Source organism: Streptomyces sp. BK340, assembly GCF_007827595.1.
In the GTDB taxonomy this organism is placed as follows: domain Bacteria; phylum Actinomycetota; class Actinomycetes; order Streptomycetales; family Streptomycetaceae; genus Streptomyces.
Map to the genome: position 1 here is coordinate 23,155 of NZ_VISR01000028.1, position 18,410 is coordinate 41,564.

Here is an 18,410-nt window from a genome sequence, read left to right on the forward strand (position 1 = left end):
CCGGGCCGCCCCTGCCGTCACCGCAGGCCGTCGAAGGTGATGCCGAGGTGGCGCGGGCCGCGCAGCACGGCGTTCGGGCGGTAGGGCGGCGGGTCCTCGACCAGCTGGGGATTGTCGAGCCGCCGGGCCAGTTCGGCCAGCGCGATCTGGGCCTCCAGCCGGGCCAGCGGGGCGCCGAAGCAGCTGTGGATGCCACTGCCGAAGCCGAGGTGCTGGATGTCCTCGCGGTCCGGGTCGAACCGGTCGGGGTCGGGGAAGCGCTCCGGGTCCCGGTTGCCCGCGCCGAGGACCAGCCAGATCCGCGAGCCCTTGGGGATGGTGACGCCGCGCACCTCGATGTCGGTGATGCAGGTGCGCTGCGGCACGAGCTGCACCGGCGGTTCGTAGCGCAGGAGTTCCTCGACGATCTTCACGGACAGGCCCGGGTCGTCACGCAGCCGCTGGAGGTACTGCGGGAACCGCAGCAGTGTGAGCATGCCGTTGGTGATCAGGTTGACGGTCGTCTCGTGACCGGCGATGAGCAGCAGCACCGCCGTGCTCAGCACTTCCATCGTGGTCATCGCGCCGTCCGGACCGCGGCTGTTCACCAGGTCGGACAGCATGTCGTCGTGCGGTTCCCTGGCGCGCTTCTCCACCAGCCCGTTCAGGTACATGCCGAGCTGCAGCCGGGCCTCCTGCGCGGTCTTCAGGGACTCGGCGCTCGTGCGGGTGTCGGGGTCCAGACCGGCGACGATCGGGTCCACCCAGGAACGGAAGCGGGGCTCGTCCTCGCGCGGTACGCCCAGCAGCCGGCAGATCACGGTCACCGGGAAGGGGTACGCGAACTGGTCGACCACGTCGATCTGCCGTGCGTCCCCGAACCCGTCGATCAGGCCGGTGACGATCCGGGCGAGTTCGCCGCGCATCGAGTCGACCCGGGTGGGCCGGTGCGGCGGTCCGAAGGAGCTGTTGGCGATCCGCCGCAGCCGGTCGTGCTCCGGCGGGTCGAGCCGGATGAAGCTCGGCGGCAGCCCCGTCGCCTCCGGTCCGGACAGCTCGTCGTCGCCCGGGGCGGTGAGGTTGGCCGCGTCGGAGCTGATCCGCGGGTCGTGGAGCAGGTTCTTGATGTCCCAGTACGAGCTGATGACGTACGGACCGTCCTCCTCCTCGTGCAGCACCGGCGTCTTGCGGAGCTCCTCGTACAGCGGATACGGGTTGGCGCGGTTCGCGAAGTCGGTGATCTGGCGCAGGAGCGGGGCGTGCGTCATGCGGAGTCCTTGGGGCGTGAAGGTCCCGGGAGCGGGAGCGGAGTCCGGGCGCCGGGTCAGTGGGCCGGGGTGAAGACGAGCTGCCGGTCGGTCGGTGAGTAGCCGCTGAGGGTCACGCCCGGGCCGTGGGTCGGCAGCGACGGGTCGGGGAAGTCGGCCGGGACCGGCTGGCGGCCCTCGGGGCGTCGGTCGACCGTCGGGTACTCCACCGGGAACGGCGCGCCGCGCTCGATCTCCCGCTGGTAGAACTCGAGCCACCGGGTGTTGTCGAAGCTCACGGCGGCGATGACGCGGCCCTGGTAGCCGTACACGCCGACGAAACGGCGATCCGCCAGGGAGCCCTGCGTGATCATGATCTGTTCGCCCATGGGCGGGACGCCGACGGACTTGATGTTCACGCCGAACTGCGACGACCAGAACGCGGGCACCCACAGGTGCGGGCGGCGGTCGCTGCTGGGGCTGATCATGTTGTGCGCGGCGATCTCGGCCTGCGCGACGGCGTTGCCCCAGTGTTCCAGGGAGAGGAACTGGTAGCCGAACAGCGCGTGCGGGGACCGGGCCACGTCGCCCGCGACGAAGACGTCGTCGGTGACGATGCCCCGGAAGTCGAAGGCGCGGCAGCCCGCGTCACAGGCGATGCCCCGGGGACCCGCGCCGAGCCCCGACCCGGTCAGCCACTCGGTGTTGCGCGTCGAGCCGAGCGAGACGACCACGAGGTCCGTCTCGACGACGCTCTCGTCGGACAGATGGGCGGCCTTCACCCGGCCCACCGAGTCGCCCTCCAGGCCGGTGACCATGACACCGGTGCGCAGGTCGACACCGTTCTCGTGGTACAGCTCCGCCGACACCCCGCCGATCACCCCGCCGAGGGCTCCCACCAGGGGCGCGCCCGCGCGCTCCGCCACGGTGACCGCGAGGCCCATCTCCCGGCAGGCCGAGGCGATCTCGGACCCGGAGAACCCGGCGCCGATGATGAGGACGCGGTGCGGACCGGCCTTCAGCCGCCGGTACAGGGCGGCCGCGTCGTTCCGGGTCCGCAGCAGGAGGACGCCGTCCAGTTGCGCCTCCGACTCCTTCGGCCAGGGCCGGGCGCGCACACCGGTCGCGATCAGCAGGCGGTCGTACTCGACCTCGTCCCCGTCGGCCAGCCGCACCCGCTTCACGGTCATGTCGAGCCCCGCCGCCGGCACACCGAGGCGCCACTTCGCGTCGATCTCGCGGCGCCGGGGCAGTTCGGTGTGGAGCGGGTCAGCCCTGCCGAGCAGGACGCTCTTGGACAGCGGCGGCCGGTCGTAGGGATCGTACGGCTCGTCACCGATCAGGGTGAGTTCACCGGCGAAGCCCTCGGCGCGCAGCGTCTCGGCGGCCCGCAGGCCGGCCAGCGAGGCGCCCACGATCACGATCCGGCCCTCGCGCCTGAGCCAGTCCACGTAGTCAGTGACCATCGGGCGCCTCCCGGCCGGAGCCGTCGTCCGCACCCGTGCCGTCCAGCCCGTCGGCCGTGATCGCCTGCACCGGGCAGGCGGCGACGGCACGGGCCAGTCGCTCCCGCTGTTCCTCCTGCGCCCGTGGGTTGTAGATCAGCGCCTCCTCGCCGTGCATGGCGAAGACGTCGGGCGCGAGGAACGCGCACTGCGCGTAGCCCTGACACTTGTTGAGATCGACGACGAGCCTCATGGACGCTCCGTCCTTCAGGTGGCCAGGCCCGGTGCGCGCCACCACGTTCCGCGCGGACGCCTCCGGACGGCGGTCATGTCCCCGCTCGCCAGCATGCGAGCGGCGCGGGGGACCCCGCGCGCTCAGGCACGCCGTTCGAGTGAAGGACCTCGCGGCGTCACGCGGACGCCGTGCGACGCGACCCGGTGCGACCGCTCGCCACGATGATGTGGACGCTGAGCACCAGCGACCAGGCGGGGAAGACCAGTTCGGCCCAGGGGACGTTCGACGAGACGAAGAGCAGGACCAGGGCGGTCAGGAAGCCCAGCACCGAGAGCCAGCGCGGGAGCACGCCGAGGCGATGCCCGATCACCGACATGGAGCACACGAACACGGCCGCCATCCGCATCGCGTACCCCGTGATCAGCAAGTACGCGAGGTGGCGGCCGAAGTCCCAGGTGGGCAGCGCGGGGCTGGCTCCCGGGGAGTGCGCGAGGGCCATTACGGAGCCGGCCGCCGCGGCGGCGGCGAACATCGTGGCGGTGAAGACCAGTCCGCTGCCGAGGAAGACGGTCGCGAGGAACTTGTCCTCGACGGCCCCGACGTGGGCCCGGACGGCGCCGACGAACCACAGGAAGAAGATGCCGGCGAACGGCACGAGCGCGAGTGCGATCCGCACCGCGGTGCGCCGAGCCGAGTCCGTGAACCCCTGGACGTCGGCCGCGTCGGCCCCCTCGGGAATGGCCAGCCGGATCAGCACGATCGCCGCCGCCAGCAGCAGCGCGAACACCACTCCGGCCAGCCCCGCGGCGCGCGGGGTCTCCATCGCCTCCTGCCCCGGCCCCTTCCCCTGCATACCCGGCCCGCCTCCTCCGACTCGCCTCTCGCCACCAGCAAGCCGTCTCACCACGGGGTCCGCCACCCGGGCACGGCCGTACGGCCGTACGGCCGAACGGGGTGCGGTCCACCGCCCGGGACCCGGCCGCGTACGGCGTGAGCGTTCAGCCGCGTCACCATGCGCCGCACGCCGCGATGTTCCCCGCCGGACGCCGGGGCGGGCCCGAAGAGCCGGGCCGGGGCCCCGGCGAGGTGATCAACTCCGAAGCCGGCTCCAGGTGTCGAGACCCGGACGGGTCAGAGCTGGGACAGCTCGTCCAGCAGGTCGTCCAGGCCCAGCGAACCCTGCGACAGGGCCGCCATGTGCCAGGCCTTCAGGTCGAAGGCGTCGCCGTGCCGCTCACGGGCCTTCTCACGGCCCAGCAGCCACGCCCGCTCGCCGAGCTTGTAGCCGATCGCCTGGCCCGGAATCGTCAGGTACCGGGTCAGCTCGCTCTCCACGAAGTCCGCGGGCCGGCTGCTGTGCGCCCCGAAGAACTCCTGGGCCAGCTCCGGCGTCCAGCGCTCACCGGGGTGGAACGGGGAGTCCGCCGGGATCTCCAGCTCCAGGTGCATGCCGATGTCGACGATCACCCGGGCCGCCCGCATCATCTGCGCGTCCAGGTAGCCGAGCCGCTCCTCCGGGTCGGTGAGGTAGCCCAGCTCGTCCATCAGCCGCTCCGCGTACAGCGCCCAGCCCTCCGCGTTGGCGCTGACCCCGCCGACCGTGGCCTGGTAGCGGGAGAGGTCCTCGGCGACGTGCGCCCACTGCGCGAGCTGCAGGTGATGCCCTGGCACGCCCTCGTGGTACCAGGTCGACACCAGGTCGTAGACCGGGAACCGGGTCTGCCCCATGGTCGGCAGCCAGGTCCGCCCGGGACGCGAGAAGTCCTCCGTCGGGGGCGTGTAGTACGGGGCCGCGGCACCGCCGGGCGGGGCGATGCAGGACTCCACCTTCCGCACCCGCTCGGCGAGGTCGAAGTGGGTGCCGTCCAGATCCTCGATGGCCTTGTCCATCAGGCCCTGCAGCCACTCCCGGACCTCGTCGACACCCTCGATGTGCCGGCCGTGCTCGTCCAGGTGCGCGAGCGCCGCCCACGGGGTGTCCGCACCGGGCAGGATCTTCTCCGCCTCCTGCCGCATCTCGCCGAGGATGCGGTGGAACTCCGACCAGCCGTACGCGTACGCCTCGTCCAGGTCCAGGTCGGTGCCGTTGAAGTAGCGGGACCAGCGCGCGTAGCGCTCGCGGCCCACCGTGTCCGGGGCGCCCTCGACGGCCGGCGCGTACACGTCCCGCATCCAGTCCCGCAGCTCCACCACGGCGGCGCTCGCCGCGCGGGCCGCCTCGTCCAGCTCCGCGCGCAGCGTGTCCGGACCGGCGGAGGCGAAGTCCTCGAACCAGCCCAGGCCCTTGCCGTCGGTGTCCGACCACTCGGTGAGCTGCTCGACGAACGTCGCGGTCGGCCGTGGCGCCGCGTACAGCTTGCGCTCCAGACCGAGCGCCAGGGACTCCCGATAGCCCGCGAACGCCCCCGGCACGGCACGCAGCCGCTCGGCGATCGCCGCCCAGTCCTCCTCCGTCTGCGTCGGCATGACCGTGAAGACCTCACGCACCGAGTGGCCCGGCGTGCTCAGGTTGCCGACCTCGCGCAGGTGCTCGTCGGCCTCGTGCACGGCCAGGTCGGCGGTCAGCCGCTCGCGCAGGAGCCGCCCGCAGCGACGCTCGACGTCACTGTCGGCGCCGGGGCGCCGCTCCGCCTCGTCGAGCCGGGCGAGGGTGGTCCGGGCCAGCTCCGCGAGAGCCTCCCGGCCCCGCGGCGAGTAGTCGGGCAGCCTGCTCGAACTCTCCTTCACACCGAGGTAGGTACCGGTGACCGGGTCGAGGGCGATGAGGTCGTCCACGTAGGCGTCGGCGACCTGGCGGGGCAGCGGGCTCTGGATCTCAGACATGCCGCCCATCCTCGTACGGGGACTATGCCTGCGTCACCCAGGTATTCGTGATTCCGCTCTGGGCGTGGCCGGAGGCAGCAGCGGCCCGCAGTCCCACTGCTGGAAGATCAACCGGGTCTCCACCCGGGCCACTTCGCGGTGCGCCGTGAACTCGTCCAGCACCAGCCGCTGCAAATCGGCCATGTCCGCCACGGCCACATGCACCAGATAGTCGTCGGGCCCGGTCAGATGGAACACCGTGCGTGACTCCGGCAGCGCCCGGATCCGCTCCACGAACGGCCCGACCAGCTCCCGCCGGTGCGGCCGCACCTGCACCGACAGCAGAGCCTCAAGACCGCGCCCCAGCTTCGCCGGATCCAGCCGCAGCTGGTGGCCGAGGATCACGCCCGCACGGCGCAGCCGGGTCACCCGGTCCAGACAGGTCGACGGCGCCACGCCCACCTGCGCGGCGAGATCGCGGTAGGTGGTCCGGGCGTCGTTCTGCAGCAGCCGCAGCAGGTGAAGATCCACCGGATCCAGTACGACGGATTCAGCCATTGGCCGAACGTAGCACGGTGTTCGATTCCTGTGGCCCGTCCTGTGTTCAACCTTCCGCCCATGGAGACAGCGAGCACGGGTGCCTACGACGCCGTACGCACCGCATCGAGAGCACTGGCCACCGAGGCCGTGCACGCCGGCCGCGACGACCTCGCCCGGCAGGGCCTGCACGCCCCGCCCATCGACCTGTCCACCACCTACCCCTCGTACGACAGCCGGGGCGAGGCGGCTCGCATCGACGCCTTCGCCACCGACGGCGCCGACCCGGTCGGCCCGCCGATCTACGGCCGCCTCGGCAATCCGACCGTCGCCCGCTTCGAGACCGCCCTGGCCAGGCTGGAGGGCACCGAGTCCGCCGTCGCCTTCGCCAGCGGCATGGCGGCGCTCAGCGCGGTCCTGCTCGCCCGCTCCGCCATGGGTCTGCGCCATGTGGTCGCGGTACGACCCCTGTACGGCTGCAGCGACCATCTGCTGACCGCCGGGCTCCTCGGCACGGAGGTGACCTGGACCGACCCGGCCGGCATCACCGACGCGCTGCGTGCCGACACCGGTCTCGTGATGGTCGAGTCCCCGGCCAACCCCACGCTCGCCGAACTCGACCTGCGGGCGATCGCCCACGCCTGCGGCTCGGTCCCGCTGCTCGCCGACAACACCTTCGCCACACCCGTCCTGCAGCGCCCCGTCGAACAGGGCGCGCGACTGGTGCTGCACAGCGCCACCAAGTACCTCGGCGGCCACGGCGACGTGCTGGCCGGTGTGGTGGCCTGTGACGAGGAGTTCGCCGGACAGCTTCGGCAGATACGTTTCGCCACGGGTGGTGTCCTGCATCCGCTGGCCGGCTATCTGCTGCTCAGGGGCCTGTCCACACTGCCGGTGCGGGTCCGGGCCGCCTCCGCGAACGCCGCCGAGCTGGCCGCCCGGCTCGCCGCCGACCCGCGGGTGTCCCGCGTCCGCTACCCGCGTCTGGGCGGCGCGATGGTCGCCTTCGAGGTCCACGGCGACCCGCACGAGGTGATCTCCCGGGTCCGGCTGGTCACCCCGGCGGTCAGCCTGGGCAGCGTGGACACCCTCATCCAGCACCCCGCCTCCATCAGCCACCGCATCGTCGACGCCGACGACCGGCGCGGCGCCGGGGTGAGCGACCGGCTGCTGCGGATGTCGGTGGGCCTGGAGGACGTCGACGACCTGTGGGCCGACCTGGACCAGGCCCTGGGGGAGCGGACCGCCACGCCGGTGCCGCTCCAGGAAGCCGTGCGCTGACGGGGGTGCGCACGACCACGGCCCGGCGGGAGACCGCCGGGCCGTGGTTCCGTCGGGCCGTTCGTCCGTCGGGCCGGGCTCAGTCGCGCCGGCTCGCCCCGCCGAGCCGGTCCTCGCCGCCGCCGTACGGCGCACGCGCGGCGACCGGCGTGGCGTCCAGGCGGGCCGTGATGACCAGGGTGCCCTCCTCGATCTGGTAGTCCAGGGGCAGCCCGAGACCGCGCATCGCGGCGACCATCCCCGTGTTGGAGGCCTGCGTCACCGCGTAGACGCTCTCGCAGCCCGCCTCCACCGCCATCGCCACCAGGCGGCCGAGCAGTTCGGCGCCGACGCCGCGCCGCTGCCAGGCGTCCTCGATCAGCAGCGCGACCTCGGTCTCGTCCCCGTCCCACAGCAGATGCCCGAGGCCGACGATCCGGCCCGAGGGGGTCTGCGCGGCCAGCGTCCGGCCGAACCGGGGGCTGAGCAGGTGGTTCAGATAACGTTCGGCGTCCCCTACGGGCCCGTGGTACCGCATGCCGAGGGTGCGCTTCGAGCACCGCTCGTGCATCGCCCGGGCCGCCGCCAGGTCGCCCGTGTCCGCCCGGCGCACGGCGATGTCGTCGCCCTCGGGCAGCGTCAGCACGTCCTGGCCGCGCGGGATCCGCGGACCGAGCCGGCTGTCCAGCTCCACCAGAGCCCTGGCCCGCGCGAACTCGGTCGGCGTGAACGGCAGATACGGCCGCTCCACGGTGAGCACACCGCCCTCCGGAGCCGGCAGCCGCATCACGGTGTCCTCGAGGACTCCCCCGACCGGTACCGGCTCCGGGCCGTGCCCCCCGCCGACCGGCCGGGCGGGCAGCGAACGGATCGTGCACCGGCCCAGCAACTGCCTCAGCGCCAGCGGCAGTTCGGCAGCGTCCAGCGCGGTGCGCGCCGCGAGGCCGAGCACCCGGGTGGGGGCGTCCACCAGGTCGTGGGCGTCGGCCCGCTCGATCCAGGTCGACGTACCGCCGGCCAGCGAGACCGCCCGGGTGATCTCGGCCCCGGTCAGCGCCTCGGGCGACCGCAGCAGGAACTCGTCGACCGTGCCGTCGGCCAGCGGATGCGTCTGCAGGCTCAGGATGTCGACGCGCCGCCCGGCCAGCGCCGTGCACAGCGCGGCCAGCGAACCGGGCTCGTCCTTCACCGTCGTCCGCATCCGCCACAGCGCGCCGGTCCCGGCCACGTCCCGCGTCTCCGCTTCCTGTACGGGCCCGGCCGACCGTGCGGCTGCGGTCGACCGGGCACCGGTATCCTCGGCCGGCGGCGGTGCGTGACCGTGGCGCCGAGCCCACCATGTGTGGAAGCCCGCCGTCGCGGCCAGCGCGATCGCCGAGATCACCAGCAGCGCCGGACCGTCGGGCCCGTGCCCGATCAGGTTCGCCACCCCGTCGGCCACGGCAACGGCAGTGAACACGGCGGCTAGCTCGACGAGGTCCCGCCGCCAGTGGTGCACGGGCCGTCCGTGCTTCGTCCGGGTCACTTGAGACATGTCTGGAGTCATGCACCCACTGTGAAGGAACGGTGTTGCGTGATCACGAACGGTTTGTGACCGATGGGTAAAGCATGCTTCCGCCCTTTTTATTGCAATCTTCTACGGTTCTGGTGCGTGGACATACCGGTCCGGCTCAGGCGGCCACCTCCTCGGCCAGCGCGTCCCGCAGCCGCCGTGCCTGGACGACCAGACGGGAGGAACCGCCACGCGCGGCGGCCTCCGCCAGATGCGGCACTTCTCCGCGTGCCCCGGACCGCTCGGCGCACTCCGCCGCCACGGCCATCAAATCCCCGAGACCCCGGGCCGCCACGGCCGCCGCCTCCGGGCGGGCGGTCACCAGACCTGCCAGCGGAACGGGCAGGGCGTGCCGGAGCAGCTCCCATATCGTCGCGTTGGCTCCCGTGGCCGCCGCCGTCCGCACCGACTCGGCCAGCCGCTGCGGCTTCACCGCGCCGCGCCCCACCAGCTCGCCCAGATCCGCGCCCAGCCGCGCCGCGTCGAGCTGCCCCCGCGCGGCCAGCACCAGCAGGGCGTCCACCGCCGCGAGCCGGTCCTCCTGGTGCCGCGCACCGAGCCCGTACGCCACGCACAGGTGCACGGCCTCGCCCGCCGCGCCGCCGGATTCGGCGAGCAGCGGAAGGACGCCGGTACCGCGCTCGTCGTCCACCGCCGTGTCGGCCAGATCGTGCAGCAACCGGGCCGCGACCAGCTCCCGCCGCTCCGGGAGCACGGCGAGCCAGTGCCGGCGTGTGGCGCGGTTCCAGTGGCTGCAGTGCCAGCGGTTGGAGAAGACGGACAGCGGCCGGCCGAGCCGGTGGAACTCCTGCGGGAAACCGTCCTGCAACTCGGGGAGTTCGGCCAGCTCCAGCAGGATCCGCTCGCCCTTGGTGTGCCGCCGGGCCTCGGGGAGGGCCGCGTTGGTGCCGCGCAGCCAGCGGGCCAGCCGCACCCCCTCCGGAGTGCCGAGCGCCCTGGCCCGCCCCGCCGCCTCCTCGGCCGCCGCACGGTCGTCCCTGCGCACCCGCAGCAGGGCCTGGGCGAAGTCGGTCGCACACACCCGGGCGTCCAGGCGCCGGTACTCCGCCAGGCGGGCCACCAGCTCCGCCGGCTCCAGCAGGCCCGTGCTCCAGGTGGGCGTGGCGAGCAGCATCGGCATCGGTTCCGTGCGCAGGCGGTACGCCACCTCGCGCAGCCGCGCGTCGAAGACCCGGGCGAGGCCGCTGTGCGGGCACTCGTGTTCCGACGGCCCCTTCCGCACCGCGGCGTGGAGCGTCGCCGTGCTCACCTTCCCGTGCAGGGTCGCGAGGAGCAGTTCGAGGCCTTGCTGGGCGCTGAAGAGGCCGTAGCGGGAGTTGCTGAACATGTCGTCCGTACGCGGCCACTGCCGGTCCTCGTCCGTGGCCCACCAGCGGTTCGCGACCACCGGGACGAGCGCCCGGCGCAGTGCTTCCGGATCCTGGTACGCGTGCCGCACCAGACCGTCCAGCGCCCGCTCGAACGCGGCCACGTCACCCTCGGAGGCCAGCAACGCCCCCATCTCCTCGGCCACCTCCTCGGCCGTCAGCGGCGCGGGCTCCAGCCGGAACGGCTCCGGGGCGGGCGGCAGCACCTCCTCGTACACCTCCTCGGACCCGCTCGCCACGACGCCCAGCGCCGCGGCCGCCCGGGCGCGCAGCGCCGGGGACAACTGCTGGGCGGCTCCGGCGAGTTCCTCGCGGACCTCGTCGGCGTCGAGCACCTTCAGGTGGCGCTCGACGAGCTTGAGCGCCCGCTCCTGCACCTGGGTGTCCTCGTGCCCGAACGCCTGGGCCACCACCGGCAGCAGCTCCGCCGCCGTGCCGGGGTCGCGGGCGAGCACCTTGCCGAGCAGGACGAGCTGGGCCCGCACGAGCTTCTTCTCACTGCGGAACAGCAGTCCCTCGGAGACCTCGGCCAGGTGCCGGGCGGTCAGATAGCCCTCCAGCGCCAGGCCGGTCAGCACCGCCTGTGCGTGTGCGGCGACGGGGGAGACCGCGTCGCGGGACAGCGCCGTCCAGTCCGGGATCCGCGCCCGCTCCTCCTCCCGGGTGAGTGCGAGCCCCGTCAGCACCGGCAGGAAGATCCGGTGGTCGGTGGGCCCGCCGCCGCGCACCAGCCGGGCGGCACAGGCGTCGACCAGGAACTCGCGGTCCAGGGAGCCCTCCTGCACGAGTGCCGCGAGGGCGCTCTGCCAGGAGCCCGGTCCCTCGCCGAGCAGCCAGCGGACCTCGGAGAGATCCGAGAGCGTGAACAGCCCGCCGACCAGCGTGGCCAGGTTCGGCTCGCGGCGCAGCACGTCGGCGACGCCCTCCCGGCGCCGGCCGCGGTCGCCGACGCTGACGTGCCGGACCCAGCCGACCACATAGGCGTCGGTCACCGGGACCTCGCAGCCCGACCGGCTCACCAGCCCCGCCATCAGGGCGTACGGCACCTGCGCGGACACCGGCCGCTGGGCCAGCCGGTGCGCCACGTCGGCCAGCCAGCCCGTGTCCCGGTCCTCCAGCACCCGCAGGAGTGACTCGGCGGACGCCTGCCGCCACCGCAGGTCGCTCGCCGCGAGCCAGGCCGCGGCCGCCGCGGCTCCCGTGTGACAGGCGGCACCGGCCAGGTGCAGCGCCGGGCGGATCTTCTCGAACCGGCCCTCCCACGGCGGCACGGCCCGCAACTCCTTGCGCAACTCCTTCAGATCCGGCAGCGACGCGCGCCGTTCGGCCGCCGTCATGCCCTTCACCAGCCGCAGAGTCTCCGCCGTGCGCCCGGCCCGCACCGCCTCCATCAGCTCACTCATCGCACGCCCCCGTCGATCGCCGCCATGTCCTGTCCCACCGCGGCGCCCCGCCGCACCATCCGCACCGCCAGCGCGTGCTTGCACGGACCGCGTCCGCCCCGGTACTTCGCCCACCACAGGCAGCTGCAGGTGAGCACCCCCGCCGTGTCCCGGACCCGGTGCACATGTCCGTCCTCGGCGGTCACCGTGGCCAGCGCGCCGTCGAGGGCCACCGCGCCCGCAGCCACCAGGGCTCCGGCCGAGCGCAGCCGCGGATTGTGCTTCTCCACGCGCTCGGCGTCGTAGGGCAGTTCCCGGTGGAAGTAGGCCGCCTCCGCCGTGTCGTATCCGACACGCCCCGAGGTGCCGAGGCGGACCAGGGCGGCGCGCACCCGCTCGGGCGTGAGTCCCGAGGCGGCCGCGAGGTCGGCCACGTCGATGCGGGGCTCCCACGCCAGCAGCACGGCTATGAGCTCGGCGTCCCCGGCGGCCTCGTCGGTGGCGAGCGCGTCCAGGACGCCGCCCTCGCCGGAGAAGCCGCGCGAGGCGTCCGGCGACAGCGTGAGCGTGAGACGCATGCCGGGCAGGACGGCCTCCCAGGCCGCGGCCGTACTCGCCGCACTACCGACCGCGGGGCCGTACACCCGAAGGGCCGTCGCATGCCGCAGCACCCGCTGCAGCGCGGCCAGCCGCTCCGGACCCGGCAGGCACACCGCGCCCGGCACCGGCCGTGTCGTGGGCCGCAGTCCGCGGCCCACCGGGACCACCCAGCGCGGTCCGCCCGAGGCCCGCCGGGCCCCGCCCGCCTTCGGCAGCCCCCGCAGGAACCGCACCGCCTCGTCCGCCGGCAGCTCGGCCCGCAGGTCGAACCCGGCCGCGATCACCTGGGCCTCGGCGAAGCCGCGCAGCCACCGGTCGGGCAGCGGGACCTTCTTCTCCACCACCGGGCCGTCCAGCGTGGTGACCGCCAGCTCGTCCGGCCCGACGCGCAGATGGAGCGGATCGGCGGTGCCGATCCGGGACAGCGCCTCGCGCAGCGGATTGTTGACGTCGACGTTCGTCGTGCCGTGCCCCACCTCGCCGCCGTCGAGGCCGGGGGTGAGGACGTCCAGCCGGGCGTACACCCCGCCACAGCCGGAGAAGGACTCGAAGCGCAGCCGGTCGCCGTTGCCGGTCACCACCGGGTCGAGCGAGGCGCGCAGCTGCGGCTGGTAGTAGCGCGCGGCCGCCACGTCGGCCACCGCGAGCAGCGCCGCGGCGACGACCTGAGGCGACGTCAGAAAGCCCGCGAAGAAACGCGGATGGTCCTGCACACCCGTGGGTGTCGCACCCCGGGACGTTTCCAGCCCGAGGCGGCGCCCGTCCGCCGCGGACTCGAGCGCGGAGGGTCGGCGATAGGCCACGGCCTGCAGTGATCGCGTCATGGGAAAAACCGTAGAGGCGACCACTGACAATCGGTCTGAACTGCTAAAACACCGACCCGGCGGAGGAGTTGGCGGGCGGCTGACCGTGCCGCGCTCCGGGGGATGACGCCGGTGCGCGGCACGGCTTCGAGCGTACGGGACCGGCGGCCCCGCTGTGCCTACTGGCCGACCCGGCCCGGCTGCAGCGTCTGCGTGAACAGCACCGTGCCGTCCTGCTCGCGCAGCCGTACCGTCAGTTCGCCGCTCCCGCCGTCGATGTCGACCTCGCCGAAGAACTGGTAGCCGCTGGCGGGCGAGACGTTCGACGCGGTCGGCGCCTTCACGAACACCCGCTCGGGACCGAACGTGTTGTCCAGCGCGCCGGCCGGGAACGCGCCGGCGTTCAGCGGCCCGGAGACGAACTCCCAGAACGGCTCGAAGTCCGTGAACGCGGCCCGCGCCGGCTGGTAGTGCTGGGCCGAGGTGTGGTGCACGTCCGCCGTCAGCCACAGCGTGCCGGTGATCCGCCGGTGCTTGATGAAGCGCAGCAGCTCGGCGATCTGCAGCTCACGGCCGAGCGGGGCGCCCGGATCGCCCTGCGCCACCGCCTCGAAGTTCGGCAGGCCCTCCATCGGGTCGGGCACGACGAGGCCGAGCGGCATGTCGGCGGCGATCACCTTCCACACCGCACGCGAGCGGGACAGCTCCCGCTTGAGCCACTCCAGCTGCTCCCGGCCGAGGATGCCCTGCGGGTCCACGGTCTGGTTGTCGGGTGAGTTGGCGTTGCGGTAGGTGCGCATGTCCAGCACGAACACGTCCAGCAGCGGCCCCTGGCGGAGCACGCGGTGGACGCGGCCCTCCTGCGCGCCGGGCCGCAGAGTGGAGATCGGGAAGTACTCGCTGAACGCCCGCCGGGCGCGCGCCGCCAGCACGTCGATGCTCTTCTCGGTGTACCGGGTGTCGGCGGAGGTGATCACCTCGCCCGGGTACCAGTTGTTGCGCACCTCGTGGTCGTCCCACTGGATGACGGAGGGCACCTGGGCGTTGAACCGCTTCAGGTTCTCGTCGAGCAGGTTGTAGCGGAAGTTGCCCCGGTACTCGGCGAGGGTCTCGGCGACCTTCGCCTTCTCCTCGGTGGTGATGTTCCGCCAGGCGGAGCCGTCCGGCAGGGCCTGGGTGGCGCTGATCGGGCCGTCGGCGTAGATGTTGTCGCCGCTGCACAGGAAGAAGTCCGGGTCGAGCTTGGCCATCGCGTCGTAGATCCGGTAGCCGCCGAGGTCGGGGTTGATGCCCCAGCCCTGCCCGGCCAGGTCGCCCGACCACAGGAAGCGCACACCGTCGCGGCGGTGCCGGGACGCGGTGCGGAAGCTGCCGGGCACGGGCTCGCCGGTGCGGCGCGGGTCGTCCGGGTCGGCGAGCAGCACGCGGTAGTGGATCTGCTCGCCGGAGGGCAGGCCGTACAGCCGGGTGGTGCCGGTGAAGTCCGTGTCGGCGCCCAGCAGCGGGCCGTGCCACCTGCGCGGGCTACGGAACGACTCGGTGGCCGAGGTCTCCACGATCATCCGGGCGGGCCGGTCCGAACGCACCCACACCAGGCCCGAGTCGGCGGTCACGTCACCCGTCTGCACGCCCCAGCCCGCCTGGGGGCGGCCGGAGAGGGCGAACGCCGGTGCCGCGCCGAGGCCCGCGGGCAGGGCCAGGGCCGCCGACGCGGCGAGGGAGCCGCGCAGAACGCTGCGGCGGCCGGGGAAAGGACTGTGGGACATGGCTGTGCCTCCAGGAGCGGGATCCGGCCAGTGTGCAGAGCCACACCTACTGGGGCGCTGCGGCGCGCACGCGAACCGCAGGTGAACAACCGGACGCCCGGCCGGAGATCACCCGTCCAGAGCCTCGGCCATCAGGCGTACGCCGGCCCGGATCCGGGCCGGCGGCAGATGCGCGTACCCGAGCACGAGGCGCACACCGCGGTCACCGGTACGCGCATGCGTGCAGTCGCTGAGCGGCCGTACGGCGACGCCGGCGGCGGCGACCCGCTTCACGAAGTCCTCCTCCGGGCCGTACCGCTCGGGGAGTTCGGCGATGGCGTGCAGACCCGCGGCGATCCCGGACACCCGTGCCTCGGGGAAGTGCCCGGCCAGGGCGGCCACCAGGGTGTCGCGCCGCTCCCGGTAGGCGCGCTGGCAGCGGCGCAGCTGCCGGTCGTAGTCGCCGCGCTCCAGGAAGTGCGCGAACAGCGCCTGGTCGAGCGAGGGATGGCCGAGGTCCATGGTCCGTTTGCGCTCGACGATCTCCTCCGTCAGGTCCGCGGGTACCAGCAGCCAGCCCAGCCGCAGCCCGGGGGCGAGGGACTTGCTGACCGATCCCATGTAGGCGACGCGTTCCGGATCGAGGCCCTGGAGGGCGCCCACGGGTGCGCGGTCGTAGCGGAAGTCCCCGTCGTAGTCGTCCTCCAGCACCAGACCGTCCACCGACCGTGCCCAGCCGAGCAGTTCGGCACGCCGCCGCGCCGAGTACGCGATCCCGGTGGGGTACTGGTGGGCGGGCGTGGTCACCACGGCCCGTACACCCGACGCGCGCAGCGGGCCGAGGGCCAGGCCGTCCTCGTCCAGCGGCAGCGGTACGGTGCCCAGGCCGGCCGCCGCGTACAGGCCGTCGTGCTGCGGACTCCCCGGGTCCTCGACCCCGATCGAGCGCAGCCCGCGCGCGTGGAGCACCGATCCGGCCAGGGCGCTCGCCTGGGCCACCCCGGAGACCACCACGATCCGTTCCGGGTCGGCCACCACGCCCCTGCGGCGGGCCAGCAGTCCGGCGAGCGCGGTGCGCAGCCGGGGCAGCCCGCGCGGGTCCGGATAGCCGAGCTCGTGGTGCGCCAGCCCGGCCAGCACGGCCCGCTGTGCGGTGGCCCAGGCGGCCCGCGGGAACAGCGACAGGTCCGGCGTGCCCGGGACGAAGTCGGCCCGGGTGCCGGATGAGCGGGGCGCGAGGTCCCGCGCGCCGGGCCGGGCCGCCCGTACCGCGTCGCCCACCCACGTTCCCGCGCCCCGGCCGCTGCGCAGATACCCCTCGGCCGTCAGCTGCTCGTACGCCTCCGTGACCAGCCCCCGTGACACGCCGAGGTCGGTGGCGAGGTCCCGGCTGGACGGCAGCCGGGTGCCGGGTGCGAGCCGGCCCGAGCGGATGGCCCCGCGCAGTGCTGCCTGGAGGGCACGGCCACGCGCGCGTGCCGGTGCCGAGGCGGCGGGCAGCAGCAGCTCCCACGCGGTGGAGCCCGTCAGACCGGCCGCATTGGTCCCCGATGACGTCATGGAAGTGGACCTTAAACCGGACCGCGCCGCTTCCTAGCGTCACGGTCATGAACGCCACCACCACCCGCGGTGCCCTCCTCGCCGCCCTCGCCTGTGTGCTCGTCGGCGGGTCCTTCACCGCCAACAGCGTCCTGGGCCACTATCCGTACGCCGGCGGTCAGTTCCTGCGCTACGCCCTCGCCTGCCTGCTGCTCGCCCCACTCGCCGGACGGGACGCCGGCCGGCGGCTGCGCGCGCTCGGCCCGCGCCGATGGCTCCGCCTCGGGCTGCTGGCGGCCGTCGGCATGGTCGGTTTCAACCTGGCGGTCATCGGGGCCGAACGCAGCGCGGAACCGGCGGTGCCGGGTGTCTTCGTCGGCTGCGCACCGGTCGTGGTGGCCGTCGTCGTGCCGCTCCTCGACGGGCGCCGCCCGCAGCGCGCGGTGCTCCACGGCGCCCTGCTCGTCGCCGCCGGCGCGCTCACCGTGCAGGGCTGGGGCCGCACGGACGGGCCGGGAATCGCGTTCTCGGCGTGCGCGCTGGGCGGCGAGGTGGGGTTCGCCGTCCTCGCAGTGCCGGTGCTGAGGCCGCTCGGGCCGCGGTTGCTGTCCGCGACGGTGTGCGCCGTCGCCGCCGCCGAGGCAGCGCTCGCCGGGGCGGTCCTGGACGGTGGCGCGTGGCTGCGCCGTCCCGACGCCGCGGAGACCGCCGCGCTGCTGTGGCAGGCGGCGGTCGTCACGGTCGTCGGCTTCGTGTGCTGGTACATGGGCATGCAGCGGCTCGGAGCGGAGCGCGCCACGCTCTTCTCCGGGCTCATCCCGGTGGCCGCCGCCTGCACCGCCCCGCTGGTCGGCACCGGCTCCTACGGCCCCGCGCAGGCCGTGGGCAGCGCCCTGGTCGGCGCCGGGGTCGCCCTGGGCTCCGGCGCGCCGGGCTTCCCCGGCGAACGCCTGCCCGGCGCGCGCCGCCCCGTTCGCCGTCCCGTTCGCGGGCGCCGGTCAGCGGCTGCCGTCGAGGATCACGCGGGCGACCAGCGCCGGGTCGTCGCTCATCGGGCAGTGCCCGCAGCCGGGCAGCCGCACCAGCCGGGCGTGCGGGATGATCGTCTTGGCGCGTACGCCCTGACGGCGTACGAGGAGCCGGTCCCGGGTGCCCCAGGCCACGGTGACCGGCATGCCCGGCAGATCGTCGGTGAACTGGACGGTGGTGCCCGCCCGCAGGGTCGCGTCGAACCCGGTGGCTCCCACGAGCGCGAGCGTCTCGGCGACCACGGCCTCGGGTGAACGGCGTGCCGGACGGCCGTAGATGGTGCTCGTCAGCGCCGTGCGTCCGGCCGCCGTGCGCGACAGCCGCTCCACCAGGGGCAGCGGGAGCCGCTTGGCTATGCCCCGCATCGTGAGCAGCAGCGCGAAGGCGTAGCGCCGCTCGGGCTGCGTCCAGAATCCGGCCGGGGAGAGTGCCGTGACGGACCGCACGAGCTTCTCGCGGCCCAGCTCCAGGGCCAGCAGGCCGCCCAGCGAGTTGCCGGCCACGTGCGGGCGGTCCAGCTCCAGCGCCTCGAACAGGGCGCCGAGCACGGAGTCGGTCGTGGGCAGGTCGTAGTCCAGGCCGGCCGGCAGGCCGGGGGACGCGCCGAAGCCCGGCAGGTCCACGGCGATCACGTCGCGCTCGGTGGCGAGGATGTCCACCACCGGGTCCCACGCCTGCCGGTGGTGGCCGATGCCGTGCAGCAGGACCAGCGGTTCACCGCGTCCCACGCGCGCGTAGGAGACGGTCACGTCCTTCGGGCCGTGCGGAGTGGGGACCGTGAAGGAGACGGTGGCGGACATGGGGGTGCTCCTCGTCTGGGCTGCTGACGGACGCCGTAGACAGCTTGTCAGCAATTACTACCGACGG

Annotated in this window: 13 protein-coding genes and 1 pseudogene; 2 read left to right on the forward strand and 12 right to left on the reverse strand. The window is 73.7% G+C overall.

From position 1 onward, the window contains the following. Positions 1-17: 17 nt before the first annotated feature. The 6 genes from FB157_RS36310 to FB157_RS36335 form a co-directional block, all read right to left on the reverse strand. Positions 18-1,247 carry a cytochrome P450 gene (locus tag FB157_RS36310; RefSeq protein WP_145884981.1) on the reverse strand — a complete coding sequence of 410 codons (1,230 nt, stop codon included), beginning with the start codon at positions 1,245-1,247 and terminating at the stop codon, positions 18-20. A gap of 56 nt (positions 1,248-1,303) precedes the next feature. Next, the gene (locus FB157_RS36315) at positions 1,304-2,692 is read right to left on the reverse strand and encodes an NAD(P)/FAD-dependent oxidoreductase (RefSeq protein ID WP_145884982.1); all 1,389 of its coding nucleotides are present in this window, start codon (positions 2,690-2,692) and stop codon (positions 1,304-1,306) included. Continuing rightward, positions 2,682-2,924, reverse strand: coding sequence for a ferredoxin (locus FB157_RS36320; RefSeq protein WP_145884983.1), 243 nt, complete (start codon positions 2,922-2,924; stop codon positions 2,682-2,684). Before FB157_RS36320 ends, FB157_RS36315 begins: the two co-directional genes overlap by 11 nt. 157 nt (positions 2,925-3,081) lie before the next feature. Beyond that, a complete protein-coding gene (locus tag FB157_RS36325; RefSeq protein WP_145884984.1) occupies positions 3,082-3,759 on the reverse strand; it encodes a hypothetical protein in 678 nt (225 codons plus the stop codon). Positions 3,760-4,037: 278 nt separating this feature from the next. Beyond that, positions 4,038-5,729, reverse strand: a complete 1,692-nt coding sequence (locus tag FB157_RS36330) for a DUF885 domain-containing protein (protein WP_145884985.1) — start codon at positions 5,727-5,729, stop codon at positions 4,038-4,040. Between the two features lie 33 nt (positions 5,730-5,762). After that, on the reverse strand, positions 5,763-6,266 hold the full coding sequence (locus tag FB157_RS36335; RefSeq protein ID WP_094219622.1) for an Lrp/AsnC family transcriptional regulator: 504 nt from the start codon (positions 6,264-6,266) through the stop codon (positions 5,763-5,765). A gap of 60 nt (positions 6,267-6,326) precedes the next feature. Between FB157_RS36335 and FB157_RS36340 the strand changes: the two genes are divergently transcribed. Next, positions 6,327-7,526: a PLP-dependent aspartate aminotransferase family protein gene (locus FB157_RS36340; RefSeq protein ID WP_145884986.1), complete on the forward strand. Its 1,200-nt coding sequence runs from the start codon at positions 6,327-6,329 to the stop codon at positions 7,524-7,526. Between the two features lie 79 nt (positions 7,527-7,605). Here the strand turns inward: FB157_RS36340 and FB157_RS36345 are convergent, their stop codons facing one another. The 5 genes from FB157_RS36345 to FB157_RS36365 form a co-directional block, all read right to left on the reverse strand. After that, a complete protein-coding gene (locus tag FB157_RS36345; protein WP_186581850.1) occupies positions 7,606-9,039 on the reverse strand; it encodes a GNAT family N-acetyltransferase in 1,434 nt (477 codons plus the stop codon). Positions 9,040-9,175: 136 nt separating this feature from the next. Further along, entirely contained in the window at positions 9,176-11,848 is a 2,673-nt protein-coding gene (locus FB157_RS36350) for a DUF6493 family protein (RefSeq protein ID WP_145884987.1), read from the reverse strand. Next, positions 11,845-13,251 carry an SWIM zinc finger family protein gene (locus FB157_RS36355; RefSeq protein WP_145884988.1) on the reverse strand — a complete coding sequence of 469 codons (1,407 nt, stop codon included), beginning with the start codon at positions 13,249-13,251 and terminating at the stop codon, positions 11,845-11,847. The genes FB157_RS36350 and FB157_RS36355 overlap by 4 nt, the downstream gene beginning before the upstream one ends. Before the next feature lie 158 nt (positions 13,252-13,409). Continuing rightward, a complete protein-coding gene (locus FB157_RS36360; protein WP_145884989.1) occupies positions 13,410-14,996 on the reverse strand; it encodes an alkaline phosphatase in 1,587 nt (528 codons plus the stop codon). Between the two features lie 108 nt (positions 14,997-15,104). Next, a complete protein-coding gene (locus FB157_RS36365) occupies positions 15,105-16,535 on the reverse strand; it encodes a PLP-dependent aminotransferase family protein (RefSeq protein ID WP_145884990.1) in 1,431 nt (476 codons plus the stop codon). Between the two features lie 47 nt (positions 16,536-16,582). Here FB157_RS36365 and FB157_RS36370 point away from each other — a divergent pair. Then, positions 16,583-17,371, forward strand: a pseudogene (locus FB157_RS36370) (EamA family transporter); the annotation flags it as partial. 141 nt (positions 17,372-17,512) lie between these two features. On the opposite strand, the gene FB157_RS36375 reads toward FB157_RS36370, so the two are convergent. After that, entirely contained in the window at positions 17,513-18,343 is an 831-nt protein-coding gene (locus FB157_RS36375) for an alpha/beta fold hydrolase (RefSeq protein WP_145884991.1), read from the reverse strand. Positions 18,344-18,410 lie beyond the last annotated feature (67 nt).

What these genes read in the sequence shown, in the direction of transcription:
- FB157_RS36375 (WP_145884991.1), bottom strand. Translation starts at nt 18,343, where the DNA reads ATGTCCGCCACCGTCTCCTTCACGGTCCCCACTCCGCACGGCCCGAAG.
- FB157_RS36325 (WP_145884984.1), bottom strand. Translation starts at nt 3,759, where the DNA reads ATGCAGGGGAAGGGGCCGGGGCAGGAGGCGATGGAGACCCCGCGCGCC.
- FB157_RS36355 (WP_145884988.1), bottom strand. Translation starts at nt 13,251, where the DNA reads ATGACGCGATCACTGCAGGCCGTGGCCTATCGCCGACCCTCCGCGCTC.
- FB157_RS36320 (WP_145884983.1), bottom strand. Translation starts at nt 2,924, where the DNA reads ATGAGGCTCGTCGTCGATCTCAACAAGTGTCAGGGCTACGCGCAGTGC.
- FB157_RS36335 (WP_094219622.1), bottom strand. Translation starts at nt 6,266, where the DNA reads ATGGCTGAATCCGTCGTACTGGATCCGGTGGATCTTCACCTGCTGCGG.
- FB157_RS36360 (WP_145884989.1), bottom strand. Translation starts at nt 14,996, where the DNA reads ATGTCCCACAGTCCTTTCCCCGGCCGCCGCAGCGTTCTGCGCGGCTCC.
- FB157_RS36310 (WP_145884981.1), bottom strand. Translation starts at nt 1,247, where the DNA reads ATGACGCACGCCCCGCTCCTGCGCCAGATCACCGACTTCGCGAACCGC.
- FB157_RS36345 (WP_186581850.1), bottom strand. Translation starts at nt 9,039, where the DNA reads ATGTCTCAAGTGACCCGGACGAAGCACGGACGGCCCGTGCACCACTGG.
- FB157_RS36365 (WP_145884990.1), bottom strand. Translation starts at nt 16,535, where the DNA reads ATGACGTCATCGGGGACCAATGCGGCCGGTCTGACGGGCTCCACCGCG.
- FB157_RS36330 (WP_145884985.1), bottom strand. Translation starts at nt 5,729, where the DNA reads ATGTCTGAGATCCAGAGCCCGCTGCCCCGCCAGGTCGCCGACGCCTAC.
- FB157_RS36350 (WP_145884987.1), bottom strand. Translation starts at nt 11,848, where the DNA reads ATGAGTGAGCTGATGGAGGCGGTGCGGGCCGGGCGCACGGCGGAGACT.
- FB157_RS36340 (WP_145884986.1), top strand. Translation starts at nt 6,327, where the DNA reads ATGGAGACAGCGAGCACGGGTGCCTACGACGCCGTACGCACCGCATCG.
- FB157_RS36315 (WP_145884982.1), bottom strand. Translation starts at nt 2,692, where the DNA reads ATGGTCACTGACTACGTGGACTGGCTCAGGCGCGAGGGCCGGATCGTG.